The following is a 25,126-nucleotide window of genomic DNA, read 5'->3' as shown; positions in this document are numbered from 1 at the left end:
AATCCATGAACGGGACAGTATCCACCAGCTCGGCCACCTTCCGGAGGGCACCTGCCTCGCGATCTGCTGCCGCATTTGCCGCCGTCGCCGTCCTCGTACTTCTTTCAGGATGCAGTAACGATGGCGGCGGGCAGCCTTCGTGGACCGCGCAGCCCGATGCCACCGGCTCCGCCTCAAGCCGGCCGACGTCGTCGGCTTCTGAAGGTCCAACGGGCACGACGGAGACACCCGGACCTTCAGAAAGTACCGGAACCTCTGACTCTCGTACGGCAGCGGTATGGAAGACATATACCGATCCCGGGCGCAAGGTGAGCTTCGATCTGCCGGATGACTGGATCGCGCAGTCGGTGCCGCCGGATGCCGGCACGCTACCGGGTGCCTTGAAGGTGGAGGTCAAGACAGGGGACGGTACGGTACTGGCCACCTTGAAAACCGGCCTGCCGGAAACTCCTGTTCCGGAATGCCCCGACCCGGAGCGGAAACCCTACATTGTGCTCAGCAGCGACCCGGTGGAACTCCCGTCCAGCGATGCGGCAGCCATCGACCCGCGGGTGGTGTTCCGGGTCATCCAGGGGTACCGGTACTTCGGCTCCTACGGGATAACGAACATGGCAGGCGGAGCGGATGGAAGCGCCTGCACCCTGGTAAACGTGGTCAGCGGCCCGGCGGGGACGGGCAATTACTCCTTCGGCGACATGGACACGTTCAAGGCCTTTGCCCCGGACGAAAAGGTTGCTCCCGCAAAGGCGTTCGACACCTTGGACCAGGCCGAAAAGTACGTCAGCCAGGGGAGCGAATTTGCCAACGTACAGCGGATGCTAATGTCGCTGGTGATCAACACCTAGCCCCCTTCGGAGATTCATGGAACGCTCTGTTTCAACAAGCCTTGTTTTCAGTACCATCGCAGACACGAAGATTGCCCTGGCAGTCGCTGCTGCCCGGAACCCGGGCTATACCTCGTTTTCGGAAGTGCTTACAGTCAGGGCGAATGAAACAGAGGTGCCGGTCCGGGAAATTACGGATGACCATGGTGGCAGGATCCATTATCTCGAAATAGCGGAACCAGCTGAGGTGACTGTTGACTACTCAGCAACTCTTGCCGGTCAGGCAATTCCGGCGGACGTTATGGCGGTGGACCTCATCCGCTACGTCCGGCCCAGCCGGTATGCGGAGTCGGACCGGATTCTGCCCACCGCCTACGCCGAACTCGGCGCCCTCACGGGCAGGGACCTCATCCTGGGCGTCCGTGACTGGGTGGCGAACGAACTGGCATACGTCAGCGGTTCATCACGAGTGACGGACGGCGCAGTGGAAACCCTGCTGCACCGAAGGGGCGTATGCCGTGACTTCGCCCATCTGGCTATCGCGCTGCTGCGGGCACGGGACGTTCCGGCCAGGCTGACGGCCGTATACGCCCCGGGGCTGACGCCCATGGACTTCCACGCCGTGGCCGAGGCCCATGTGGACGGGCAATGGCACGTCATAGACCCAACCGGCCTTGCTCCCCGGGCTTCCATGGTCCGGATTTCTGTTGGCCGTGACGCCGCTGACACCGCCTTCCTCTCCACGGTGGGCGGACGGCTCACCCTGAAGAAGATGCAGGTGACAGCGGTGGTCAACGGCGACCTGCCCGTGGAGGACTACTCCCGGCTGGAGGTCTTGGGCTAACGCCTAGCGGGCCGTGATGGAGTCCCGCAGCTTGTCCGTCAGGCGTTTGAGCTCGCGCTGCTCCGCCGTAGTCAGGGCCGGTTTCACAATTCCCGCGATGTCCCGCACGTGGCTGAGGCCGACTTCCCTCTGCAACGCCCTGCCGGCCTCGGTCAGCGACAGGAGGACACCGCGGCCGTCTTCCGGGGCGGTGGTCCGCTCCACCAGCCCGCGCTTCTCCAGCCGCTCCACCATCCTGCTGAGACTGGACTGGCTCAGCAGGACGTGATGGTTGAGCTCATTGAGCCGAAGCCAGCCGGACGGACACTGCGAGAGCGTGAACAGCACGTCGTATTCGTTCACCGGTATGGTCTTGAAAGCCGCCCCGGCCTGCAGTTTGCGCATGACCGCCACCTGGGCCCGGAACAGCGATTCCCATGTCTCGGCAGCCAGCCGGGTAGCCGATTCCTGAGGTCCGGTGCCCACTAGGACTCCGTTCCGGCTGCCTGGGTTGCGGGTGCAGTTTCCTGCGCCTGGTCCTGGCGCGCCAGCAGCGCTGCCACGCGTCCGGCATGGGTCGGCGGGTCCGGCACATGTGCCGGCTTCTTTGCGGCGTATTCCTTGCGGAGGACCGGCAGCACTTCCTCGCCAAACAGGTCCAGTTGCTCCAGCACCGTCTTCAGCGGAAGTCCGGCATGGTCAATCAGGAACAGCTGGCGCTGGTAGTCACCGAAGAACTCGCGGAAGGTAAGGGTCTTTTCTATGACTTCCTGCGGGCTTCCGACTGTCAGCGGCGTCTGCGAGGTGAAATCCTCCAACGACGGTCCGTGGCCATACACCGGCGCGTTGTCGAAGTAGGGCCGGAACTCGTTGACGGCGTCCTGGGAATTCTTGCGCATGAAGAACTGGCCGCCCAGGCCCACAATCGCCTGGTCTGCCTTGCCGTGGCCGTAGTGCTCATAGCGCTCGCGGTAAAGGCCGATCAGCTGCTGGTAGTGCTCCTTGGGCCAGAAAATGTTGTTCGCGAAGAAGCCGTCCCCGTAGTAGGCAGCCACTTCGGCGATCTGTGGCGTCCGGATGGAGCCGTGCCACACAAAGGGGGCGACGCCGTCCAGCGGCCGGGGTGTGGAGGTGAAGTTCTGCAGCGGGGTGCGGAACTTGCCGGACCAGCTGACGGTGTCTTCGTCCCAGAGGCGGCGGAGCAGGCTGTAGTTTTCGATGGCCAGTTCGATACCGTCCTGGATGTTCTTGCCGAACCAGGGGTAGACGGGGGCCGTGTTGCCGCGGCCCAGGACCAGGTCAACCCGGCCGTCAGCAAGGTGCTGCAGCATGACGAAGTCCTCGGCAATCTTCACAGGATCATTGGTGGTGATCAGCGTGGTCGCCGTGGAGAGGGTGATGCGCTCGGTCTGGGCTGCAATGTAAGCAAGGGTTGTGGTGGGTGAGGAGGAGAAGAACGGCCGGTTGTGGTGCTCACCGATTGCGTAGACATCCATGCCGATCTCTTCGACCTTTTTGGCGATTGCCACGGAGGCCTTGATGCGTTCGTTCTCCGTGGGGGTGCGGCCCGTGGTGGGGTCCGTGGTGATGTCGCTGACACTGAATACGCCGATTTGCATGATCTGCCTCCCGTTATGTGGCTGTGGCTTACTTCCACTCTACATCAATATAGATGCATTTGCATCTATCGCCAGATGTAACGCTCCTGGACGAAAGATATTCCCTGTCAGTGCTGGGCGCGCCGGCCGGTGGTCTTGGGGATCATGCCGGTGGTCCAGTCCGCGGATTCGGTGCTTTCCCGTGAACCGGTGGACGGTATCCGCTGCAGGTCGGCCAGGAGCTCACGGCGTTCCCTGCGGCCCTCCACCAGCCGGTACAGCACGGGCACCAGCACCAGGGTCAGGGCAGTGGAGGACACCAGTCCACCGATTACGACGACGGCCAGCGGCTGGGAGATGAAGCCGCCACCGCCCGTCAGGCCCAAGGCCATTGGGGTCAGGGCAAACACCGTTGCCAGGGCTGTCATGAGGATAGGCCGAAGCCGCTGTCGTGCACCGTGGCGAATCGCCTCGGCGACGTTCATGCCCGCCCGGCCTTCGTTTGGCCGGCGATACTGGTTGATCAGGTCGATCAGGACGATCGCATTAGTCACCACGATCCCCACCAGCATCAACATGCCGATCAGGGACGGCAGGCCCAGCGGCACTCCGCTGATCAGAAGCATCGCCACGGCACCGGTGGCGGCAAACGGGACGGAGACAAGCAGGATGAGCGGCTGGATCAGCGATTTGAACGTCGCCACCATAATCACGTAGACAATTGCGATAGCTGCCAGCAACGCGAGTCCCAGTTGCTGGAAGGACTCCGCCTGCGCGGTGGTGGCGCCGCCGATTTCCGCGGTCACTCCCGCCGGGAGCCTGACGCCGTCAAGCCGTTCCTGGACGGAGGCACTCACGGCGCCAAGATTGGAGCCCGACGGCGTCAATGACACTTTGGCGGTGCGCTGGCCGTTGGTGGAGGTAACGGAGACGGGCACTGCCACCTGCTCCACTGCGGCGATGGATGCGAGAGTCCCTGCCCCGCCAGGCAGCGGCAGGTTGCGGACCCCGTCGATGCTGGTGAAGTCGGTGCCCCGGCCAATGCGCACCGGGAAATCGGTGGTATTAAAACGGACGGTTCCTGCCGGAAGCGGGCTGATGGTGGAGGCCAGTATCCCGGCTACCTGCTCCTCGTTCAGCCCGGCGGCAGTGGCTTTGGCCCGGTCGATCCGGACCTGGACCACGTCCTGGCTTGCCGCCAGGTTGCTGGCCACCTCGGTGGTTCCGGGCACCCCGGTCATGGCGCTGACCATTGCGTCACTGGCCTGCTGCAGGTCCGCGGACGTGGCAGCCTTGAGCGTGATGTCGACGGTGTTGGAGGCGCCGAAGCCACCCTGCTGGGTGCCCACGGTGATCTTGCCTGCCCCGGGCAGCGCGGTCAGCTGGTTCCGCACAGTGTCCTGGAGCTCCGCCTGATCGGCCTGCTCGTCGGTGACCACGGTGAACGTGGAGTTGGACGCTCCGGTGGACGTGAGTGCGGCAAAGCCGGTCTGCGCATTGCCCGAGGTCACTTGTACGGTTTCTACACCGTCGATCCCGCGCAGTACCTCCTCCACCCGGACCGCCTGGGCATTGGTGTCGGCCAAACTGGTGCCGCCAGGAAGCACCTGGCGGACGGTGAGGCTGTTCTGGCCGGACTGGCCCAACAGGTCGGTGGGCAGCAGCGGCGTCATGGCTGCCGTGGCACCCAGCACCAGGCCGGCCGCCACCAGTGTCCAGACAGGATGCTTCTGCGTCTTGGCCAGGATGGGAAGGTAGCCGCGCTGAAGGAAGCTCTTCTCCTCCGCGGCCTCCGCCCGCTGGCGCGCCTCCGCGGCCGCCTCACGGACTTCAGCCGCCGTAAGCCCGGCCTGCACAGGTGTCTTCAGGAACCAGTAGGCCAGCACCGGCACGATCGTGAGTGAGACCAGGAGCGAGGCCAGCAGTGCCATGGTTACGGTCAGGGCGAAAGGCCGGAACAGTTCACCAGCCAGCTCGCCCACGAAGGCAATAGGAAGGAAAACGGCCACGGTTGTCAGGGTGGACGCGGTGATGGCGCCGGCCACCTCGCGGATTGCCGTCAGGATCGCCGGGACTTTGTCTTCGCCGTAGTTCAGGTGTCGCTTGATGTTCTCAATCACCACGATTGAATCGTCCACCACCCGTCCGATGGCAATGGTCAGGGCTCCGAGGGTGAGGATGTTCAGTGAGTAGCCGGTAGCGGCCAGGCCGATGAAGGTGATGAGCAGGGACAGCGGGATGGAAACCGCCGTAACCAGCGTGGAGCGTGCAGACATCAGGAAAACCAGGATGACGGCCACGGCGAAGCCCAGCCCCAGCAGCCCTTCGGTAGTGAGGTCCTTGATGGACTTCTCAATGAACGGCGCCTGGTCGAACACGGCAGTGAACCTGGCATTGGAACCGAGCTCTGCCTCCAGCTCCGGCAGGATGCCGTTGACCGCATGCGAGATCCCTACGGTGTCGCCGTCTGGCTTTTTGGTCACTGACACAGCGAGCGTTTCTTCGCCGTTCGTGCGGGTAATTGAAGTGCGTTCGTCGTCCTTGACGGCGACGTCGGCAACGGAACCGATAGTGGTGGGCTGCTTGGCGCCGGCCAGCGGCAGGGCCTGGATTGCCTCGAGCGAATCGATCGGGCTGCCGATCTGCAGGGAGAGCGTCCTGCCCTGGTCCTCGATGGTGCCGGCAGGAATCAGGTCGCCGTTGTTGGCCAGGGCATCGTTGATGGCGGTCAGGGTGGCACCGCGGGCCGCCATGGCATCGGCGCGGGGAAGGATCTCCACGTGTTGGGTGGCTCCGCCCGTCACATCGGCGCTGCGGACGCCGTCGAGCTTCTGGAGGCGCGGAACGCTCAGCCGCTGCAGGTCAGCGTTAAGCTCGCTGAGCGGCTTGTCCGAGGAGACGGCCAGGAACACAATGGGGAAGTCGCTGATGCTGCCGGCTACCGCCTGCGGTTCCACGTCCTCCGGCAGGATCCGTTTTGCATTGGAGATGGCGCGGTCGATCTGGTTTCGGGCGCGGTCCAGGTTGGTCCCGTACCGGAAGACGAGGCTGACCTGGGAGACGCCGCTCCTTGAGGTTGACGCCGTCGATTCAAGTCCCTCAACGCTGTTAAGCGCCGTCTCCAGCGGGGTGCTGACCTGTTTGTCCACCACTTCGGGCGACGCGCCGGGCATGGAGGACAGCACGGTCACCTGCGGGAACTCGATGGAAGGAATGAGTTCCTGTTTCAGCGATGACATGGTGATCACGCCGAAAACCGACGCGAAGACAGTAACCAGTGCGATCAGTGCCCGGTTGGCCAGTGAAAGTTGTGCCAGGCGGAACATCCCGCGACTCCTGGGGTTTTGCGATGCGTGGAGGGTTACCCCCGCCGGGCGGCCAGCGGATCAGCGGGCCGCTGAAGTGCTTTTCAGCTCGAGGGTGTCAGCAGTGTACTTCTCAATCTTTGCGGCGAGCTCAGGGTTTTCATCGAGCTTCACGCCGTAACCGGGCATCATGTCCTTCAGCTTGCCCTGCCAGCCCTTGAAGTTCTTGGGGAAGGACTTTTGCAGCAGCTCGATCATGATGGGAACAGCCGTGGATGCTCCGGGGGAGGCGCCCAGCAGTGCACCGATGCTGCCGTCCCGGCCCGCGATGACCTCTGTGCCGAACTGCAGCACACCGCCCTTTTTGGGATCCTTCTTGATGATCTGGACCCGCTGGCCGGCGGTGATGAGCTCCCAGTCCGTTTCCTTGGCCTCCGGGTAGTACTCGCGGAGGGACTCCACTTTGTCCGAATGGCTCTTCGCCACCTCCTTGATGAGGTACGTGGTCAGGTCCATGTTGTCTTTGCCCACCGCCAGCATGGGAATGATGTTGTGGGGACGGATGGACAATGGGAGGTCAAGGTAGGAGCCGCGCTTGAGGAAGTTGGTGGAGAATCCGGCGTAGGGGCCAAACAGGAGTGACCGCTTACCCTTCACATAGCGGGTGTCCAGGTGCGGAACGGACATGGGCGGTGCGCCCACTGAGGCCTGGCCGTAAACTTTGGCGCTGTGCTGGGCGGCAAGTGACTCATCCGTGCAGCGGAAGAACTGGCCGGAAACCGGGAACCCGCCAAAGCCCTTGCCTTCCGGAATTCCGGAAGCCTGCAGGAGGTGGAGCGCACCGCCGCCGGCGCCGACAAAAACAAATTTGGCATGAATGGAGCCGCGTTCGCCTGAAGCGGGGTGCTTCAGTGAGAGGTCCCAGCCGCCGTCGGAGGCTTTGCGGATCCCGGTGACCGTGTGTCCGTAGTTGACCTCAACACCGTTGGCGCCGAGGTATCCAGTGAGTTCGCGGGTCAACGCGCCGAAGTCGACGTCGGTGCCTTCCGGAGCATACGTGGCGGCCACGCTCTGCTTGGGGTCGCGGCCCTTGACGATCAGCGGAGCCCATTTCCCGATCTGGCCCTGGTCCTCGGAGTACTCCATGCTACGGAACAGCGTGTGCGGCTTCAGGGCTTCATGGCGCCGCTTCAGGAACGCGCTGTGTTCATCGCCGATGACAAAGCTCATGTGCGGAACGGTGTTGATGAAGCCTTTGGGGGAGCCGATCAGGGAGTTCTTCACCAAGTGTGACCAGAACTGGCGGGAGAGCTGGAACTGTTCGTTGATGAGCAGCGCCTTGGTAGGGTCCACCGAGCCGTCTTTGGCTGCGGGGGAGTAGTTCAGCTCGCAAAGTGCCGCGTGGCCGGTACCTGCGTTGTTCCAGGGATCCGAGCTCTCCAGTCCGGCCTGGTCCAGCTTTTCGAAGAGGGAAATGTTCCAGTCCGGCTCCAGCTGCTTGATAAACGCACCGAGGGTGGCACTCATGATTCCGCCGCCGATCAGGACGACGTCGGTGCGTTTGGTCTTGGAAATGAAAGTCACAATCAGTCTCCGATAGCGGCGGCGGCTCTGGCTGTCACAGAATATCCCCGCCACGCCTACATACTGAAATTGGTCAGCTCCGTCAAGGCTTCAGGCGAACCATTGTGAAAACTTCATTCAACACCGGTGAGGCGGGGTATTGGAGCACCCGGTCGGACAATGCCAGAGCGGAGATGGGGAACGCAATGGGGACGGCCGGGATGGCGGCAGCGACTTCCTTATTTATGGTGTGATAAAGCTCATCCCGCTCGTCGCTCTCCGGAAGCCCGCGGGCCCGGTTGATCTTGGCAATCACCTGTGGGTCCTGGAAGCCGAATTCACCGGTCTTCGAACCAAACAGCGGGCCAACAAAATTGTCAGCGTCCGAATAGGAGCCGTTCCACCCCAACAGGTGCAACGCGTGATCGCCCGGTGTGGTGATTTTCTGGAGGTAACCGTCCGCCCAGTCGACCGGCACCGGTCTGATATTGAACCCGACGGCGGTCAGTTGGCGGCTCAGCTCCGCGTACACCTTTTCCGGGGTGGGAAGGTAGGTGCGGGTGGCATTGAGGGGGTAGTAGAACTTGAGCTCTTCCCCCTGGTAACCGGCCTCGGCCAGCAGTTTGCGCGCGTCCTCCGGGTTATAGCCCAGCGAAGGCGCGTTGTTGTTGAAGCCACTGATCTTGGGCGGCACGAACTGCGTGGCCGGGGCGGTGTTGTCGATGAAGAACTCCCGGATGAGGGTTTCCTTGTCGATTGCCATTTCCACGGCCTGGCGGATCTTGATGTCCTTCAGCAGCGGCACTTCCTGGTTCATCCCCAGGTACATGACGGAGAAGGGATCGCGCTGGACAATCTGCATGCCGCGCCTGATCAGCTGGTCGAAGTTCCCTACGGTGACGCCGTCAAAACCGTCAATCTTTCCGTCCAGCAAGGCTTGCAGCCGGGTCTCGGGGTGGTCGTATGTGACAAACCGGATGGTCCCGATTTCGCCCCTGTCCGCCCAGTAACCGGGGTTGCTGAGAAGGGTTATCCCGGTGTCATCCCATGTGGACAGCGTAAAGGGGCCGGTCCCGATTGGCTTGGCTGCGTACACGGAAAGTGGCTGCCCTGCGCGCATTTGATCAAGGACGTCGGCCCGGCCTGCTTCGAGCGCGGTGGGGGAGGATATGGCGAAGGCGGGCAGGGTCAGGGCCTGAAGGAAGCCCGTGAAGCGTTGGGTGAGCTCGATCCGGACGATGTTCGCCGCCACCGCTGTGCAGGCCTTAAAGATCGAAAGCTCCGGCTGGTCGGCATGGGCCTTGAAAACACTTTTGAAGGAACTGCCAGGTGTTTGGGAGCGAAGTTCCTCAGGGAAATTGAACCAGCGGTTGAAGTTGGCGCACACAGCGTCGGCGTTGAAGGGAGTTCCGTCATGGAAAGTGACACCGTCCCGCAGCGTGAAGGTGTAGGCACGGCCGCCATCGGATTCTTCCCACTCCGTGGCGAGCAGCGGGGTGGGATTGCCGGTGGTCTGGTCTACGCCCACCAGTCCCTCCAGGATCTGCCGGGATACACGGTAGGACTCGAGATCGCTGTTCAGGGCCGGGTCAAGGCCCAGGGGCCGTGAGGCAGTACCGAAAGTAAAAAGTGCCTGAGGCTCCACGGGGGTACTGGGGCTGCCCGTGGCCGTGGACGTCGATGGTGATGGTGCCGGGGTTCCGATGCAGGATGTGACTGCGAAGGCCAGCAACGCGGTGCCGGAAGCAATTACTGCTCGTCGGGAAGGACTGCTGGGCACTCGTTTTTCACCTCTGGCTGCTGGCCGGCGCCACTGACTGCGGACTCGGAACAGTCTAATTGACAGCCCGGCTGATTTTTTTGCGAAAAGGAACACCCCCGGCCCGCCGGACCGGGGGTGTGGAAGTGCGCAAGGGGGGACTTGAACCCCCACGCCCGAAGGCACAGGAACCTAAATCCTGCGTGTCTGCCAATTTCACCACTCGCGCCTGCACCGCTCCGAGGCCATGAAGGCCCGGGCGCTGATGCCAGCATTCATTGTACCTGTCGCTGTGTCCACCGAGTCGTGTCGGTGAAAGAGTCAGTCCAGCTTCAAGTCCCGCCGGAGTTTGGCAACGTGGCCAGTGGCGCGCACGTTGTACTGGGCCAGGACGATTTGGCCGTCCGGGTCAATGACGAAAGTGGAACGGATGAGTCCGTGGTAAGTCTTTCCGTAGTTCTTCTTCTCGCCCCATGCTCCGTAGGCTTCCGCCACCGCATGGTCGGCGTCGGAGAGGAGTGGAAAGGTCAGGCTTTCTTTATCGGCGAATTTGGCCAGTTTGGGCACCGGATCCGGTGATATTCCCAGCACGTTGTAGCCGGCGGCCTGCAGGGATGCCAGGGAATCACGGAAGTCGCACGCCTGCTTGGTGCAGCCGGGTGTAGACGCCGCGGGGTAGAAGTACAGCACGGTGCTGCGGCCTGTTTCGCCGGGCTGGGACTGCAGTGAGACGATGGCGCCAGTGGAATCGGGGAGGGTGAAGTCCGGTGCCGCAGTTCCAGGCGAGAGTCTGTTAACCAAATCTGTACTCCTTGTTGGTTTGTTGAACAGCTCAGCTTAGTAAGATCGCCCGCACCGAAACGAATCTCGGCTTGGTTATACTGGATACTATGCCTGATATGGAACGCTGGCCCACGGGACGTCTCTTGTCCACGGCGGCCCGCCTCGTCGAACACTCCTGGAATGAAAAGCTGGGAGCCATCGGCCTGACCCATGCCGGTGTGATTGCTATTGAGGTCCTGGCTGCCAACGGGCCCATGACCCAGGCCCAGCTGGCCCAATTGGTGCGTGTCCAGGCCCAGACCATGGGGAAGACCCTCAGCCGTCTTGAGAGCCATGGCCACATTGCCCGTGTCCGCAGCAGCACAGATCGCCGCAGCCACGTGGTCTCCCTCACCGAACAGGGGAGGGAAGCCGTTGCTGCCGCCGTCGATATGGAACGTGCCGTATTGGCCGCCGCGTCGATTGACCCGGATCTCCTCCGGCAGGAGCTGCAGTCAGTGGTCCGCGAGCTGGCAAACCGGTATTCCTCGCCGATGACTAAAGCAATGGTTGAAAACAACAACTAACAACTGCTGAAGAGGCCGCTGATGATCAGCGGCCTCTTTTTTGCGTGGTTTCAAGGCACAAACTACCTCAGGACAAAAACCAAAAGCCGGCCCAGGCTCAGCATTTCTGCTGTTCCTGGACCGGCTTTCTGATGGGTGCACCCCCCGGGACTTGAACCCGGAACCCATTGATTAAGAGTCAATTGCTCTGCCAATTGAGCTAGAGGTGCAGGTGTTGGCGAACCGCCGTGGGCTTTTTCTTTCCCTCGGCGATCTCCGCAACGACATGTAACTCTACACGAAGTTCCGGTCCAAGTGAAATCCGCATTCCTTGGCAGTTGAAGCCTAACCGGCAGGACGAATAATCAGCGCGAAATCGGGGTTCTGACCGTTACTGAGCACCCAGATTTCACCGCTTGGAGCCCTCGCAACGTCGCGCAGCCTGCCGTACTCCCGGGTGAAGTGGCTCACAGGGTCCCCTGCCGATTCGCCGTCCAGCCGGACCGTCCATAGCCTTTGGCCGCGAAGGGCGCCCAGGTAAGCGGTAGTTCCGATGATCTCCAGCCCGCTCGGCGAGGATTCCGCGGTCTCAGGCCAGACAACCTTGGCGTCCGTGTAAGGGCTGCGGCCGGGCGCCCCCGTGACATCCGGCCAGCCGTAGTTTCCACCGGGCACAATGAGGTTCAGCTCGTCATCCACAGTGGGGCCAAACTCGCTGGCCCACAGGCGTCCCCCGTTGTCCCACGCCAGGCCCTGCACGTTCCGGTGACCAAGGCTGTAAACGGGGTTGTTGCCGAAGGGATTTCCCGGTGCCGGTGTTCCATCCGGGGTGAGGCGCAGGATCTTGCCGCCCAGCGCTTCACGATTCTGGGGCTGCTCCCGGCGCTGGGAATCGCCCGTGGCCACATAAAGCATTCCATCAGGGCCGAAGCGGATCCTGCCGCCATTGTGGGTGGTCGCCTTGGGAATGCCGCTGAAAATCACCTCCGGGGCTCCGGCAGTCAATCGTCCGGTGTCATCGGCCTCCAAGGCCAGCCGGGCGATCCGGTTATCGCTGCGGGAGGTGAAATAGGCGTAGAGGTAGCGGTCCGTGGCGAAGTCGGGGGAGACCGCCAGGCCCAGCAGCCCGCCTTCGCCGCCGGGAACGACGCCGGGCACCTCGCCGACGGTGCTTGTCCGGTCGTCCTTCACGGATTTGAGGAGGGCCGTGTCCCGCTCCGAAATAACGGCGGTACCGTCCGGCAGGAAAACCACCGCCCAGGGAGTGTCCAGCCCAAGGTCCAGGCGGCGCAGCAGCTGCGGTTCCCCTGCCGTCGTCGGAAGCGGTTGTTGCTGGCCTGCAGTGGGATTTGCGGCAAGAGTGGAGGTTGGGGCAATGGGAGAGGAAGAAGCCGGGAGCGGTGAGTTGCCGGTGCACGCCGCCAGGGCCGTTGCCGAGGCTACGCCGAGTGCCGCGATGGCGATGCACTTGCGGAAATTCATGGTGAGACGGTGGACAGGGCGGCACTGTACTTGCTGAAGAGCCGGAGGCCGGCACCCATCCCGCCCGGCGTGCTCATCGCCGCATGCGCCTCGGCTCGCGGAAGCCCGCTGCCTCAGCATGCGCGGGCGAAAGGAACCACACGTTGCAGGCTGCTTCCTCATAGCCGGGGTCGGTTTCGTCGTAGTAGACCATGGCGGATGCATCACCCTTAACCGAGTAGCCGGAGGGCGGTCCGCCATCGGGTCCCGGTGACGCCGATCCCTCACCATACGGCTGTTCGGCGGCCAGGTGCCCGAGGGGCTCCGCTGACTCCGGCGAATTCTGGCCCGGCGAGTCCTGGGTAGGCTCTGCAGCACCCGTTTCCACGCCAGAAAGTGTTGGGGCGTGCGGCGTTGTGTGTTCACTATGCCGACCGGACGGTGGTTGGGTGGGATTTCCCTCGGCATCAGACCACTGCGCTTCCCATTCGGCCTGGTCCTGGGCCGCGCGCTCCTCGGCCGCCCGCCGCTCAGACTCGCGGTTCTCCGGCGGTGCCGCTTCGAGCGAGCTGGCACCCGCGGCGTCGGGCACTGAACCGGGTTGCTGGTCAGGTACTGCCGTCGAACCTGTTGCCGACGAGGTGGCCGCTGGAGTCTCGGCTTCCGGTCCGGCGCCAGTGCCGGTCGTCCAGTCGTCAACGTCGCCTTCGCCTTCGGAACTGTCGACGCCGGGGTCCCCGGTATGTGACGACGCCGCTTCCACATTCCCGGCAGGAGCCTTGCCCGCTCCTGCGCTGTAGGCAACCGCGGCATCGTGTTCGTCTTCCGGGGTGACGGGCGGTGTGGCGGTCGAGGTTGAGCCGTATCCTGCCGCGCCGGGGATACCCGCTGTGGCGGCTGCTTCTGCTGAGGGGCCTGCCAGGCTGCCATGGGACAGTGCTCCTCCGGAGGACTCGCGCTCTGTACCGGGCCGGACGTCCGAAGCCGTGGGTTGATTGGCTGTGCCGCCGTCGCCCGATCCTCTGCGGTTGACCAGCCACCAGATAATGGCCACTGCCAAGACAATGGCAATAATCCCGATAACAATCTCCATGGCAGAGCCCTCTCTTCGCCAGGCATGGTTGCCGTGCAATGACCGTACGTCGGTGTGATCTGGCCTGTCCAGCATGCGGGCCTCACCGGACGCGCCGGCCGTTCCCGCCTTGTCTCATATTGTGAGACATCCGTCCATGATCTGATCGAAATATTCCCTTAATTGAGCTTCCATGGCCGGTTAAGGTCGTTCCCCGCCGCCACGGAGCCATAGACTTTGACCCATGAGTCAGGACACCCAGATCTCCACCGCCACCTCGCCAGACATCAAGCCACGCAGCCGTGTTGTCACCGACGGAATCCACGCAGCCCCCGCGCGCGGCATGTTCCGCGCGGTCGGCATGGGCGATGACGACTTCGCCAAGCCGCAGATCGGCGTCGCCAGTTCTTGGAACGAAATCACCCCCTGCAACCTTTCGCTCAACCGCCTTGCCCAGGGCGCCAAAGAAGGCGTCCACGCGGGCGGCGGGTTCCCCATGCAGTTCGGCACCATTTCCGTTTCGGACGGCATCTCCATGGGCCACGAGGGCATGCACTTCTCGCTCGTCTCCCGCGAAGTCATTGCAGACTCCGTGGAGACCGTGATGCAGGCTGAGCGCATCGACGGCTCGGTGCTGCTGGCCGGCTGTGACAAGTCACTTCCCGGCATGCTGATGGCTGCTGCCCGCCTGGACCTGGCCAGTGTGTTCCTCTACGCTGGCTCGATCATGCCCGGCTGGGTCAAGCTGGAGGATGGTTCCGAGAAGGAAGTCACCCTGATTGACGCCTTCGAAGCCGTCGGAGCCTGCGCCGCCGGCAAGATGAGCCTGGAAGACCTCACCCGCATCGAAAAGGCCATTTGCCCGGGTGAAGGCGCCTGCGGCGGCATGTACACGGCCAACACCATGGCCTGCATCGGCGAGGCGCTGGGCATGTCCCTGCCGGGTTCGGCAGCTCCGCCTTCGGCAGACCGCCGTCGTGATGAGTTTGCCCGCAAGTCCGGTGAAGCGGTGGTAAACCTGCTCCGCCTCGGCATCACCGCCCGCGACATCATGACCAAGAAGGCGTTCGAGAATGCCATCGCGGTCACCATGGCTTTCGGCGGTTCCACCAACGCCGTGCTGCACCTGCTGGCCATTGCCCGCGAAGCTGAAGTTGAACTGACGCTGGACGACTTCAACCGCATCGGCGACCGCATCCCGCACCTGGGTGACCTCAAGCCGTTCGGTCGTTACGTGATGACCGACGTCGACAAAATCGGCGGTGTGCCCGTGATCATGCGTGCACTGCTCGACGCCGGCCTGCTGCACGGCGACTGCCTCACCGTCACCGGTAAGACCGTTGCGGAGAACCTCGCCGCCATCAACCCGCCGGACCTCGACGGCAAGATTCTCCGGGCGATGGACAACCCCATCCACAAGACCGGCGGCATCACCATCCTGCACGGCAGCATGGCTCCTGAAGGCGCCGTGGTGAAGAGCGCAGGGTTCGACGCGGACGTTTTCGAGGGCACAGCCAAGGTCTTCGAACGCGAGCAGGGCGCCCTGGAGGCCCTCGATAACGGTGAGATCCACAAGGGCGATGTTGTGGTGATCCGTTACGAAGGACCCAAGGGTGGTCCCGGCATGCGCGAGATGCTGGCCATCACCGGCGCCATCAAGGGTGCGGGGCTGGGCAAGGACGTCCTGCTGCTGACCGACGGACGGTTCTCCGGAGGTACTACCGGCCTCTGCATCGGACACGTTGCCCCGGAAGCGGTCGACGGCGGTCCTATTGCTTTCGTCAGGAACGGCGACCGGATCCGTGTGGACATCGCAGCCCGCAGCTTCGATCTCCTGGTGGATGAAGCCGAGCTCGAATCCCGCAAAATCGGCTGGGAGCCGCTGCCGGCCAAGTTCACCAAGGGCGTGCTGGCCAAATACGCCAAGCTGGTGCACAGCGCATCCACGGGCGCATACTGCGGGTAGCGCTTGGTTTCGACTGGCTCAACCACCGGGTCTTGTTGGTTGAGCTTGTCGGGACCCGGGTTTCGATAGGCTCAACCAGCAGGGTCTTGGGGACCAGTAGGTGGACAATGGCGTCCACATGGTGAGACGTTGAAGGGGTCGCGTTGACACGTTTCCCACCAGAGGGAAAACTGATCGCATGATCAGTTTCGTTACCGTTGGCGTCGTCCTTACCAGGCGCGTGGCTCAATAGCCCGACTGGTAACGAACCGTCACGCGCAACCCCTCGCAGAGCCTTCGGCTGAGGGGTTTTTTTATTTTCCGCAGTTTCCAGGCACCACCCATGATCCACAAGGAAGAGTCCGATGAGCAAAGGATCGCCGATCAGCCCCTCGCTGATGGCTACAAAGTCCGCAGGAGCCCCCAAGGCTCCGGAACGTGCCGATAGAGCGGCTGGCACCGCCGTCGTCGTCACCGATCTTGCCGCTGTCTCTCCTGTACTTGGGCCGAACAACGTTGTACCCCCGACGGTGATGACCGGCTCACAAGCAATCGTCCGCTCGCTCGAAGAACTCGGCGTCGACGACATCTTTGGTTTGCCCGGTGGCGCGATCCTGCCCACCTATGACCCCTTGATGGCATCCAGCATGAATCACGTGCTGGTGCGTCACGAACAGGGAGCCGGCCACGCCGCGCAAGGCTACGCCATGGTTACCGGCCGGGTAGGCGTCTGCATCGCCACCTCCGGCCCCGGAGCCACCAACCTCGTCACCGCCATCATGGATGCCCACATGGACTCCGTGCCGATGGTCGCCATCACCGGCCAGGTCTCCAGCGGGGTGATTGGCACTGACGCCTTCCAGGAAGCAGACATCGTGGGCATCACCATGCCCATCACCAAGCATTCCTTCCTGGTGACCGATCCCAATGACATTCCGCACGTGATGGCGGAGGCCTTCCACCTTGCGTCGACAGGCCGCCCGGGCCCGGTGCTGGTTGACGTTGCCAAGGACGCACAGCAAGGCCAGATGACCTTCTCCTGGCCGCCGCGGATTGACCTGCCCGGCTACCGTCCGGTCACGCGTGGCCACAACAAGCAGGTCCGCGAAGCCGCCAAACTGATTGCTGCGGCCAAGAAGCCGGTCCTCTACGTGGGTGGCGGTGTTGTCAAGGCCCATGCCTCCGCAGAGTTGCTGGAACTGGCCGAAGCAACCGGAGCGCCCGTGGTCACAACCCTGATGGCCAAGGGAGTGTTCCCGGATTCGCACCCGCAACACATGGGGATGCCCGGTATGCACGGCACTGTCTCCGCCGTAACGGCGCTCCAGCAGTCCGACCTCCTGATCACGCTGGGCGCCCGCTTTGATGACCGGGTCACCGGCGTGCTGAAGACCTTTGCGCCGCTGGCCAAGGTCATCCACGCTGACATCGACCCTGCGGAAATCTCCAAGAACCGGACGGCTGACGTTCCTATTGTCGGCTCGGTCAAGGAAATCATTCCGGAACTGACCGAGGCCGTAAAAGCCCAGTTCGGAGCTACCGGAACTCCGGACCTGGGGCACTGGTGGACCTTCCTGAACAACCTGAAGGAAACCTACCCGCTGGGCTGGACCGAACCGGACGACGGCCTGACCGCTCCGCAGAAGGTCATCGAGCGCATTGGTGCGCTGACCGGACCGGAAGGCATTTACGTTGCCGGAGTGGGACAGCATCAGATGTGGGCAGCCCAGTTCATCAAGTACGAGCGCCCGCACGCCTGGCTCAATTCCGGCGGCGCCGGGACCATGGGGTATGCCGTGCCGGCAGCAATGGGTGCGAAGGTGGGGGAGCCGGACCGTGTGGTCTGGGCCATCGACGGCGACGGATGCTTCCAGATGACCAACCAGGAACTTGCTACCTGTGCCATCAACAAGATCCCCATCAAGGTCGCCGTCATCAACAACTCATCGCTGGGTATGGTGCGGCAGTGGCAGACCCTCTTCTACGAGGGCCGCTACTCCAACACCGACCTCAACACCGGTCATGACACCGTCCGGATCCCGGACTTCGTCAAGCTGGCAGATGCCTACGGCTGCGCATCCTTCCGGTGTGAGCGCGACGAAGACATCGACGCAACCATCCAGAAGGCGCTGGAAATCAATGACCGTCCCGTGGTTATCGACTTCGTGGTCAGCCCCAACTCCATGGTGTGGCCAATGGTGCCCGCCGGCGTCAGCAACGACCAGATCCAGGTTGCCCGCAACCTGACCCCGGATTGGGAAGAGGAAGACTGAACATGCCCCGCCACACACTCTCCGTCCTGGTTGAAGACAAACCCGGCGTACTGACCCGCGTAGCCAGCCTCTTCGCCCGCCGCGCCTTCAACATCAACTCGCTGGCCGTGGGCCCCACCGAAGTCCCGGGCATGTCCCGGATGACAGTAGTGGTCGACGCCGACGGGGACCTGATTGAACAGGTCACCAAACAGTTGAACAAGTTGGTCAACGTCATCAAGATCGTTGAGCTGACATCCGAATCTTCCGTGCAGCGAGACCACATCCTGGTCAAGGTGCGTGCGGATGCCGGAACACGCCTGCAAGTGACCCAGGCTGCAGACCTGTTCCGCGCTTCAGTAGTCGACGTCTCCACCGATTCCGTTGTCATTGAAGCCACCGGCCACCCGGATAAAATCAATGCACTCCTTTCGGTGCTTGAACCGTTCGGTATCCGCGAAATTGTGCAGTCCGGCACCTTGGCTGTTGGACGGGGATCCCGCTCCATGAGTGACAGGGCCTTGCGCAGCGCTTAGTACCGCTTCATACACAGGGAAGGGCCGTGGCCCTCCGGTGGCGCAAATCCCGCGTAGTACCAAGAAACCCGCAACACCACAGAACTAATTACCAAAGAATCCACTCAAGAGGAGAAACCCCAAGTGACTGAAATGTTCTATGACGATGACGCCGACCTGTCGATCATCCAGGGTCGCAAGGTCGCAATCGTCGGCTATGGCTCACAGGGTCATGCCCACGCCTTGAACCTCCGCGACTCCGGTGTCGAGGTTGCCATCGCCCTCAAGGAGGGATCCACGTCGATCGCCAAGGCCGAAGAGGCGGGCTTTACGGTTAAGAACGTTGCCGACGCCGCTGAATGGGCCGATGTCATCATGATCCTGGCGCCGGACCAGCACCAGCGCTCGATCTACAATGACTCCATCAAGGACAAGCTCACCCCGGGCAAGGCATTGGCCTTCGCACACGGCTTCAACATCCGCTTCGGCTACATCGAGGCGCCGGAGGGCGTCGACGTCATCCTCATCGCACCGAAGGCCCCTGGCCACACCGTGCGCCGCGAATTCGAAGCCGGCCGTGGCATCCCGGACATCATCGCCGTCGAGCAGGACGCCTCAGGTTCCGCCTGGGAACTGGCCAAGTCCTACGCCAAGGCAATCGGTGGCACCCGCGCCGGCGTCATCAAGACCACCTTCACCGAAGAGACCGAAACGGACCTCTTCGGCGAGCAGGCTGTCCTGTGTGGCGGCGTCTCCCAGCTGGTCCAGTACGGTTTCGAGACCCTGACCGAGGCCGGTTACCAGCCGCAGATCGCCTACTTCGAGGTACTCCACGAGCTCAAGCTCATTGTTGACCTCATGTGGGAAGGCGGCATTGCCAAGCAGCGCTGGAGCGTTTCTGACACCGCAGAGTACGGCGACTACGTCTCCGGCCCGCGCGTCATCACCCCCGAGGTGAAAGAAAACATGGAGGCCGTCCTCGCCGACATTCAGTCCGGTGCATTCGCCAAGCGCTTCATCGAGGACCAGGACAACGGCGGCGCTGAGTTCAAGGAGCTGCGCGCCAAGGCAGAGCAGCACCCGATCGAGGCCGTTGGCCGCGAACTGCGCTCCCTGTTCTCCTGGCAGCAGCAGGACGTGGACTACGTGGAAGGTTCAGCAGCCCGCTAAGCTGCGTCCCATCACCTTCGCGACCCTTACGCGCGACTGAGGCCGGGTTCACACTTAACAATGTGGGCCCGGCCTTCGTGTAAGCCTAGACTTTGTTTTATCCCCCGGACTGCAACGCAGAGGATCACCGTGTCAAAACCTGTAGTACTTCTCGCTGAAGAACTTTCGCCCGCCACCATTGAGGCCCTTGGCCCGGATTTCGAGATCCGCCAGACCGACGGCGCGGATCGTTCCCAGCTGCTGGCGGCCATCGTCGACGTCGACGCCATCCTGGTCCGCTCCGCCACACAGGTTGATGCCGAAGCCATTGCAGCAGCCAGGAACCTCAAAGTCATCGCCCGCGCCGGCGTCGGCCTGGACAATGTGGACATCAAGGCGGCCACCCAGGCGGGTGTCATGGTGGTCAACGCCCCGACGTCGAACATCGTGTCGGCGGCAGAACTGACCGTGGGCCACATCCTGAGCCTGGCCCGCCACATCCCGCAGGCCAGTGCAGCGCTCAAGGGCGGCGAATGGAAACGCTCCAAGTACACAGGCATTGAGCTCTTTGAGAAGAAGATCGGCATCATCGGCCTGGGGCGGATCGGCGCGCTCGTTGCCGCACGCCTTCAGGGGTTCGACACCGAGATCCTTGCCTACGACCCCTACATCACATCGGCCCGCGCCGCTCAGCTGGGCGTCAGGCTGGTCACGCTCGATGAACTCCTGAGCCAGGCCGACTTCGTCACCATCCACATGCCCAAGACCCCGGAGACCGTCGGGATGCTGGGAGCCGATGCCTTCACCAAGATGAAGCCCAGCGCCTACGTCGTCAACGTCGCGCGCGGCGGCCTGGTGGACGAAGCCGCACTGTTCGATGCCCTGCAGGACCGCCAGATCGCAGGTGCCGCCGTAGACGTCTTCGTCAAGGAACCCAGCACCGACCTGCCGTTCATGAAGCTGGACAACGTGATTGTCACCCCGCACCTGGGTGCATCCACTGACGAGGCGCAGGAGAAAGCCGGCGTTTCGGTGGCCAAGTCTGTCCGCCTGGCCCTGGCCGGTGAGCTGGTCCCGGATGCCGTCAACGTCGCCGGTGGCGTCATTGCTCCCGACGTCCGCCCCGGCATTCCGCTGATCGAAAAACTGGGCCGCATCTTCACCGCCATGACCCACGCCTCGCTCACGCAGGTGGACGTTGAGGTGGCCGGAGAGATCTCCACCCTCGACGTCAAGGTCCTGGAACTGGCAGCGCTCAAGGGCATCTTTGCCGACGTCGTGACCGAGCAGGTCTCCTACGTCAACGCGCCGGTGATCGCGGAGCAGCGCGGAATCAACGTCCGGCTCATCACCACACCGGACACCGAGTCGTACCGCAACGTCCTGACCCTGCGCGGCGCCCTCAGCGACGGCAGCCAGATCTCGGTTGCCGGTACCTTGACCGGCCCCAAGCAGATCCAGAAGCTGGTGGGAATCAACGGTTTCGAGATGGAAATCCCCATCAGCGAGCACCTTGTGGTGGTGGCGTACTCGGACCGCCCCGGCGTCATCGGCACGATCGGCCACATCCTGGGCATGAACAACATCAACATTGCAAGCATGCAGGTTGCCCGCCAGGCAGAAGGTGGCCAGGTTCTTGCGCTGCTGACCATCGACAGTTCTGTGCCGCAGCAGGTCCTTGACGCGATCAAGGCCGGCATCGGTGCTGACATGGTTCGTGAAGTGGACCTCGAAGACTAGATTCACGACGCGTGTCCCTCTGCTTCGCGACGCGCCAATGCGACGCGCCAGAGCGAGGCACGTATGATTGGCCGGTCTGCTTACAATGGCATGGTCCCTTTGCGGGACCATGCCGGGCAGGCCGGCCGATACCTTTTGCACCCCCGCCAGGGACACAACCCTTCACTTCTCCCGGAGGGTTGTGGCGTGCGTACGCAATCCAGCTTTCAGGAGCCCAATGAACGCCGTCCAGAGGTTCATCAGAAGCCGTGTGCTGCTGTTGACCGCGGCCATTTTGATCATCGCCATGGGACTCTCCGTCCTGGTCCAGGGGCAGTCGCAGGCCGCGCTGGACCGGACAGTGGATGAGAATTCCCGCGGACTCTACGACATCCTCGTGCAGCCGAAAGCAGATTCCGGAGTGCTGCTGCAGCCGGATATCGCCAACGGTTCCGGGGGCATCAGTTTTGAACAGCTGGAAAGCATCCGTGAGCTCGGCGGCACCTCCGTTGCGGCACCCATCAGCCTTGTCTCCCGGGTCACACAGAACGTGCAGGCACCGCGGCTGGACGCCATGGACTACCTGGGTTACAACCCCGGCCTGGTGGGCACAGCCACAGTTGAGCAGCCCGGCGGGACGAGCCCGTCGTCGTGGCCGGCCGCCGAGTCCGTACTGACGGACGAAGCCAAAACGTACCGGCTGACGGCCTCTGCCGTCAGCTCCGACGGATCCAGCCAGCAGACCCTGTTTGAGACGTCGGCTGAGGGCTCGCTGGGCAAGGCCCGCATCGTGGAGACCACCACCCCCGGCGGCACCAGCATCCAGATTGCTCCCGCCGAAGGCGAGACTGGCATCAAGTTCCCGTCTCCGGCCGGCGGCTCCGTCCACAACCTGTTCAATCTTTCAGTTTCGTTGCCCACGGCGCCGGAAATCACCGAATCCGTTGTGGCCGTCGACCCCATTGCCGAGCGGGCACTGCTTGGTACGGCCGGCGATTTCCTGGCTCCGCTGGAAAAAGCGCCTCCCGCCGATGCCCGTAACGCCGGTGCGATCGGCCGCCACTTCGAAAGCCTCTTCACCAGTGGCATCACGCCCAAGGAACTGGAAGAGGGCCCTGACTTCCTGGGCGTCAAGCTCAAGCACTGGGCCCCCCTGATGTCCCAGTACCAGCAGGCCAAAGCCAAGGGCCACATCACCGCAGACTCTCAGGCCATCCCGTTGATTGTCCGCTCCGGGACCACCCTTGACCTGACCTACAACGTCAAGATCGAGGAACTCGACGCGGCCGGAAACGTGGTCAAGGACATCGGCACCGCGACCAAATCGCTCGGCGAAGGCTACCTGCCGTTCGTGTCCGATGATCCCTTCGCCTTGTCCTGGCCTGGATCCGAGGACCACTCCGGCCTCTTGGGCGCCGGCGGAAACTTCAACCAGGGCCTGTACGAGCCAGCCAAGTGGAGCACCGACTTCGCCGCCGCTCCCGACTACACCGATTCCGGGACTGCGCCCAACGGGGCAGTAGCGAAAACCGCGGTTCCCCGTGATTGGGTCACCGTCAACCGGCTCCCGAGCACGGGAGTTGATGGTTCACCCGTGGATCAGACCCAGCGCGATCCGGTGGACGAGCGCGCCTATCGTGAGGACCTTGAAACGGGAGGGAAGCTGGCGGCACCGCTGCCCATGGTCTATGGCACTTTTGATCCTGCTGCCGTCCAGGAAGCCGCCGGCGACGTCAACCGCCTGCCGTTGGGCGGCTACGATCCCACGCCGCTGACTCTGACCCGCGATGCGGATGGCAACACTGTAGAGGCCACCACCCTGAAGCCGTCGCTGAGTGCGACGGGTCTGGCCAGCCAGTCGGCGGGCGCCATCACCGACTACTACGGCCTCGCTGCTGCCCGCGGCTACGCCGAGAACGCTGACGTCATCGACGCCATCCGGGTACGATCCTCCGCAGGCGGCAGCTGGAAGCAGGCACAGCCCGAGGTCGAGGAGCTGGCGGACCAGATCCGCGGTCTCGGCCTGGAGGCCACCGTCGTGGCCGGTTCAGCCCGCGAGGATGTGAGCATCTTCGTCCCGGGGTACTCCAAGGACGACGCCGGCAAGGAGTCCGCGCTGGGCACAGTCCAGCAGTCGTGGGTCAGGCAGAATGCCGCAGACGCGGTGTCCGGTTCGTTGACCAGCACAAACATCACCTTGCTGTTCCTCACTCTCTGCGGCGCAGCGTTGCTGACCGGCGCCTCCACCGTCAGCTATGTCCGGAAGCGTCGGACAGAAGCGGGCATCCTGCGTGCCATGGGCTGGACCCAGGCCAGGATCCGTTCCTGGGTCCTCGCAGAGTTCGGCGTGGGGGCAGGCATGCTCGCCGTGTCAGGTCTGATCCTGAGCCTGGCCAGTTGGAGCCTGGTGACCGCCGTCGTCTCCCTGTCCGTCCTGGTCCTGTACGCCGCCGCGGCCTTCTTCGCCGCCCAGCAGCTGCGCCATCGCGACATCATCGACCAGGAGCCGCAGCATGATGAGCGGCTTATTCCCGTCGACTCCGCGCTGACGTTTGCCAACCGGCAGTTGAGTACCAACAAGTTCAACACCGTGGCGCTTGCCGTGGCCGTTGGCGTCTTTGGAGCGGCAGTCGGGGGTCTGATTGCTCTGCTTATCGATATTCCCAGGGCGGCCGGTGCCAGCGCCCTGAGCGGCCTGGCGGCGGCGAGCATCGCCGCTCCAAGCGTTATCCTGGCCCTCGCCGGGGTCCTGGTGGGACTGGTCCTGACGCTGGTCACGGGGCGGTTTGAACTCCAGGCCAAACGCCAGTACCTTTCCATCCTGGAAGCGATGGGCTGGAACCCTGACATGCTCAGTCAGGTGCGCCTCTTCGAAAATGCCCTGGTGGGAACCGTGGCGGTTCCGCTGGGCGTTCTGGGAGCGCTGGGGATCGGCCTGCTGGTGGCCCCTTACGCTGTCCTGTGGGCGGGCCTGGCCGGCCTGGTCGCCGTACTTTGCTGGATTCCAATTGCAACGAAAGTGGTCCAATGACACACGAGCCCAATCTTCAACGGACCCGTCGGGACGCCAACGGCGATGTCGCCCTCCAGACCAGGGCCAACACCATCGTCAAGGCCGCCGATCACGCGACCCCGATGGAATTGGACGGCATCACCATCCGCTACGGCGGCGGCAAGGGCGGCTCCGAAGCCGTCTCGGTGGTCGAGAACTTCAACCTGACACTCCACGCCGGTGAGATGCACTGCGTTGCCGGCCGCAGTGGCTCCGGCAAGACCAGTATCCTGACGGTCGGCGCCGGACTGTCCCTGCCGACGTCGGGCAGGGTTTTCTGGGAAGGCGATTCCCTTGAAACAATGGGCGACGACGAAATTGCCGACCGCCGTCGTGCCCTGATCGGGTATGTGGACCAGGGCGGTGCGCTGATCGACGGCATGAGCGCGCTGGAGAACGTACTGCTGCCCGCGGTTCCCGATGGGCAGGTCAAGCAGCGCCACGACATGGCAAAGGACCTGCTGGACCTGGTGGGGCTGGGCCGCCGCATGCGGCACCGCCCGGCGCAGCTGTCCGGTGGCGAACGGCAGCGGGTGGCCATTGCCCGCGCGCTGATTCTTGGCACCCGCGTCCTGGTGGTGGATGAGCCCACAGCCAGCCTGGACCGCGCGTCTGCCAACCGCATCATCAGCATCCTGAAGGACACCACCAATGACGGCATCGCCGTCCTGGTGGCCTCCCACGACCACGAACTGGTCCGCCAGAGCGACACCCTCACCGAACTGATCTAGTTCTTCCCTCCGCACTAAAGGTAATCTCCA

Annotated in this window: 18 protein-coding genes and 2 tRNA genes; 10 read left to right on the top strand and 10 right to left on the bottom strand. The window is 63.2% G+C overall.

Going from position 1 to position 25,126, the window contains the following annotated elements; genetic code table 11:
* Positions 1 to 5: 5 nt before the first annotated feature.
* Both ACWA13_RS11450 and ACWA13_RS11445 read left to right on the top strand, forming a co-directional pair.
* Positions 6 to 845: a hypothetical protein gene (locus tag ACWA13_RS11450; protein ID WP_463934191.1), complete on the top strand. Its 840-nt coding sequence runs from the start codon at positions 6 to 8 to the stop codon at positions 843 to 845.
* 16 nt (positions 846 to 861) lie between these two features.
* The gene (locus ACWA13_RS11445; RefSeq protein WP_463934189.1) at positions 862 to 1,668 is read left to right on the top strand and encodes a transglutaminase-like domain-containing protein; all 807 of its coding nucleotides are present in this window, start codon (positions 862 to 864) and stop codon (positions 1,666 to 1,668) included.
* A 3-nt stretch (positions 1,669 to 1,671) separates the two neighbouring features.
* Here the strand turns inward: ACWA13_RS11445 and ACWA13_RS11440 are convergent, their stop codons facing one another.
* The 7 genes from ACWA13_RS11440 to bcp all read right to left on the bottom strand — a co-directional run bounded on the left by ACWA13_RS11440 (position 1,672) and on the right by bcp (position 10,673).
* Positions 1,672 to 2,133 carry a MarR family winged helix-turn-helix transcriptional regulator gene (locus ACWA13_RS11440; protein WP_463934187.1) on the bottom strand — a complete coding sequence of 154 codons (462 nt, stop codon included), beginning with the start codon at positions 2,131 to 2,133 and terminating at the stop codon, positions 1,672 to 1,674.
* Positions 2,133 to 3,266 carry an LLM class flavin-dependent oxidoreductase gene (locus ACWA13_RS11435; protein WP_463934185.1) on the bottom strand — a complete coding sequence of 378 codons (1,134 nt, stop codon included), beginning with the start codon at positions 3,264 to 3,266 and terminating at the stop codon, positions 2,133 to 2,135. Before ACWA13_RS11435 ends, ACWA13_RS11440 begins: the two co-directional genes overlap by 1 nt.
* A 107-nt stretch (positions 3,267 to 3,373) precedes the next feature.
* A complete protein-coding gene (locus ACWA13_RS11430; protein WP_463934183.1) occupies positions 3,374 to 6,571 on the bottom strand; it encodes an efflux RND transporter permease subunit in 3,198 nt (1,065 codons plus the stop codon).
* 60 nt (positions 6,572 to 6,631) lie between these two features.
* The gene (locus ACWA13_RS11425; protein WP_463934181.1) at positions 6,632 to 8,134 is read right to left on the bottom strand and encodes a malate:quinone oxidoreductase; all 1,503 of its coding nucleotides are present in this window, start codon (positions 8,132 to 8,134) and stop codon (positions 6,632 to 6,634) included.
* Positions 8,135 to 8,216: 82 nt separating this feature from the next.
* The gene (locus ACWA13_RS11420) at positions 8,217 to 9,893 is read right to left on the bottom strand and encodes an ABC transporter substrate-binding protein (RefSeq protein ID WP_463934180.1); all 1,677 of its coding nucleotides are present in this window, start codon (positions 9,891 to 9,893) and stop codon (positions 8,217 to 8,219) included.
* 126 nt (positions 9,894 to 10,019) lie between these two features.
* A tRNA-Leu gene (locus ACWA13_RS11415) sits at positions 10,020 to 10,101 on the bottom strand.
* 92 nt (positions 10,102 to 10,193) lie between these two features.
* Positions 10,194 to 10,673 (bottom strand): thioredoxin-dependent thiol peroxidase, encoded by a 480-nt coding sequence (bcp, locus tag ACWA13_RS11410; RefSeq protein WP_463934178.1) that lies wholly within the window; start codon positions 10,671 to 10,673, stop codon positions 10,194 to 10,196.
* Between the two features lie 98 nt (positions 10,674 to 10,771).
* Between bcp and ACWA13_RS11405 the strand changes: the two genes are divergently transcribed.
* Positions 10,772 to 11,221, top strand: coding sequence for a MarR family winged helix-turn-helix transcriptional regulator (locus ACWA13_RS11405; RefSeq protein WP_463937913.1), 450 nt, complete (start codon positions 10,772 to 10,774; stop codon positions 11,219 to 11,221).
* A gap of 136 nt (positions 11,222 to 11,357) precedes the next feature.
* Here the strand turns inward: ACWA13_RS11405 and ACWA13_RS11400 are convergent.
* The 3 genes from ACWA13_RS11400 to ACWA13_RS11390 all read right to left on the bottom strand — a co-directional run bounded on the left by ACWA13_RS11400 (position 11,358) and on the right by ACWA13_RS11390 (position 13,754).
* Positions 11,358 to 11,430, bottom strand: a tRNA-Lys gene (locus tag ACWA13_RS11400).
* A 115-nt stretch (positions 11,431 to 11,545) separates the two neighbouring features.
* Positions 11,546 to 12,682, bottom strand: coding sequence for a PQQ-dependent sugar dehydrogenase (locus ACWA13_RS11395; RefSeq protein ID WP_463934176.1), 1,137 nt, complete (start codon positions 12,680 to 12,682; stop codon positions 11,546 to 11,548).
* 73 nt (positions 12,683 to 12,755) lie between these two features.
* Positions 12,756 to 13,754: a sunset domain-containing protein gene (locus ACWA13_RS11390; RefSeq protein ID WP_463934174.1), complete on the bottom strand. Its 999-nt coding sequence runs from the start codon at positions 13,752 to 13,754 to the stop codon at positions 12,756 to 12,758.
* Between the two features lie 223 nt (positions 13,755 to 13,977).
* On the opposite strand from ACWA13_RS11390, the gene ilvD reads away from it, so the two are divergent.
* The 7 genes from ilvD to ACWA13_RS11355 all read left to right on the top strand — a co-directional run bounded on the left by ilvD (position 13,978) and on the right by ACWA13_RS11355 (position 25,096).
* The gene (gene ilvD, locus ACWA13_RS11385; RefSeq protein WP_463934172.1) at positions 13,978 to 15,699 is read left to right on the top strand and encodes a dihydroxy-acid dehydratase; all 1,722 of its coding nucleotides are present in this window, start codon (positions 13,978 to 13,980) and stop codon (positions 15,697 to 15,699) included.
* A 344-nt stretch (positions 15,700 to 16,043) separates the two neighbouring features.
* Complete coding sequence (locus ACWA13_RS11380; RefSeq protein ID WP_463934170.1) at positions 16,044 to 17,951, top strand: acetolactate synthase large subunit; 1,908 nt, start codon at positions 16,044 to 16,046, stop codon at positions 17,949 to 17,951.
* Between the two features lie 2 nt (positions 17,952 to 17,953).
* Positions 17,954 to 18,466, top strand: a complete 513-nt coding sequence (ilvN, locus tag ACWA13_RS11375; RefSeq protein ID WP_463934168.1) for an acetolactate synthase small subunit — start codon at positions 17,954 to 17,956, stop codon at positions 18,464 to 18,466.
* Positions 18,467 to 18,589: 123 nt separating this feature from the next.
* On the top strand, positions 18,590 to 19,615 hold the full coding sequence (gene ilvC / locus ACWA13_RS11370) for a ketol-acid reductoisomerase (RefSeq protein ID WP_463934166.1): 1,026 nt from the start codon (positions 18,590 to 18,592) through the stop codon (positions 19,613 to 19,615).
* Positions 19,616 to 19,744: 129 nt separating this feature from the next.
* Positions 19,745 to 21,334, top strand: a complete 1,590-nt coding sequence (gene serA / locus ACWA13_RS11365; protein WP_463934164.1) for a phosphoglycerate dehydrogenase — start codon at positions 19,745 to 19,747, stop codon at positions 21,332 to 21,334.
* A gap of 217 nt (positions 21,335 to 21,551) precedes the next feature.
* Positions 21,552 to 24,344 (top strand): ABC transporter permease, encoded by a 2,793-nt coding sequence (locus tag ACWA13_RS11360; RefSeq protein WP_463934163.1) that lies wholly within the window; start codon positions 21,552 to 21,554, stop codon positions 24,342 to 24,344.
* The gene (locus ACWA13_RS11355; RefSeq protein WP_463934161.1) at positions 24,341 to 25,096 is read left to right on the top strand and encodes an ABC transporter ATP-binding protein; all 756 of its coding nucleotides are present in this window, start codon (positions 24,341 to 24,343) and stop codon (positions 25,094 to 25,096) included. Before ACWA13_RS11360 ends, ACWA13_RS11355 begins: the two co-directional genes overlap by 4 nt.
* The last annotated feature ends 30 nt before the right edge of the window (positions 25,097 to 25,126 follow it).

It is taken from the genome of Pseudarthrobacter sp. TRD_SC_9, assembly GCF_055361265.1.
Note: the sequence above shows the minus strand (reverse complement) of the source record. Positions and strands in the feature narration are given on the sequence as shown.

Coding starts and splice junctions, on each gene's coding strand:
- ACWA13_RS11450 (WP_463934191.1), top strand. CDS start 6: ATGAACGGGACAGTATCCACCAGCTCGGCCACCTTCCGGAGGGCACCT.
- ACWA13_RS11445 (WP_463934189.1), top strand. CDS start 862: ATGGAACGCTCTGTTTCAACAAGCCTTGTTTTCAGTACCATCGCAGAC.
- ACWA13_RS11435 (WP_463934185.1), bottom strand. CDS start 3,266: ATGCAAATCGGCGTATTCAGTGTCAGCGACATCACCACGGACCCCACC.
- ACWA13_RS11430 (WP_463934183.1), bottom strand. CDS start 6,571: ATGTTCCGCCTGGCACAACTTTCACTGGCCAACCGGGCACTGATCGCA.
- ACWA13_RS11405 (WP_463937913.1), top strand. CDS start 10,772: ATGGAACGCTGGCCCACGGGACGTCTCTTGTCCACGGCGGCCCGCCTC.
- ACWA13_RS11395 (WP_463934176.1), bottom strand. CDS start 12,682: ATGAATTTCCGCAAGTGCATCGCCATCGCGGCACTCGGCGTAGCCTCG.
- ACWA13_RS11390 (WP_463934174.1), bottom strand. CDS start 13,754: ATGGAGATTGTTATCGGGATTATTGCCATTGTCTTGGCAGTGGCCATT.
- ilvD (WP_463934172.1), top strand. CDS start 13,978: ATGAGTCAGGACACCCAGATCTCCACCGCCACCTCGCCAGACATCAAG.
- ACWA13_RS11380 (WP_463934170.1), top strand. CDS start 16,044: ATGAGCAAAGGATCGCCGATCAGCCCCTCGCTGATGGCTACAAAGTCC.
- ilvN (WP_463934168.1), top strand. CDS start 17,954: ATGCCCCGCCACACACTCTCCGTCCTGGTTGAAGACAAACCCGGCGTA.
- ACWA13_RS11360 (WP_463934163.1), top strand. CDS start 21,552: ATGAACGCCGTCCAGAGGTTCATCAGAAGCCGTGTGCTGCTGTTGACC.
- ACWA13_RS11355 (WP_463934161.1), top strand. CDS start 24,341: ATGACACACGAGCCCAATCTTCAACGGACCCGTCGGGACGCCAACGGC.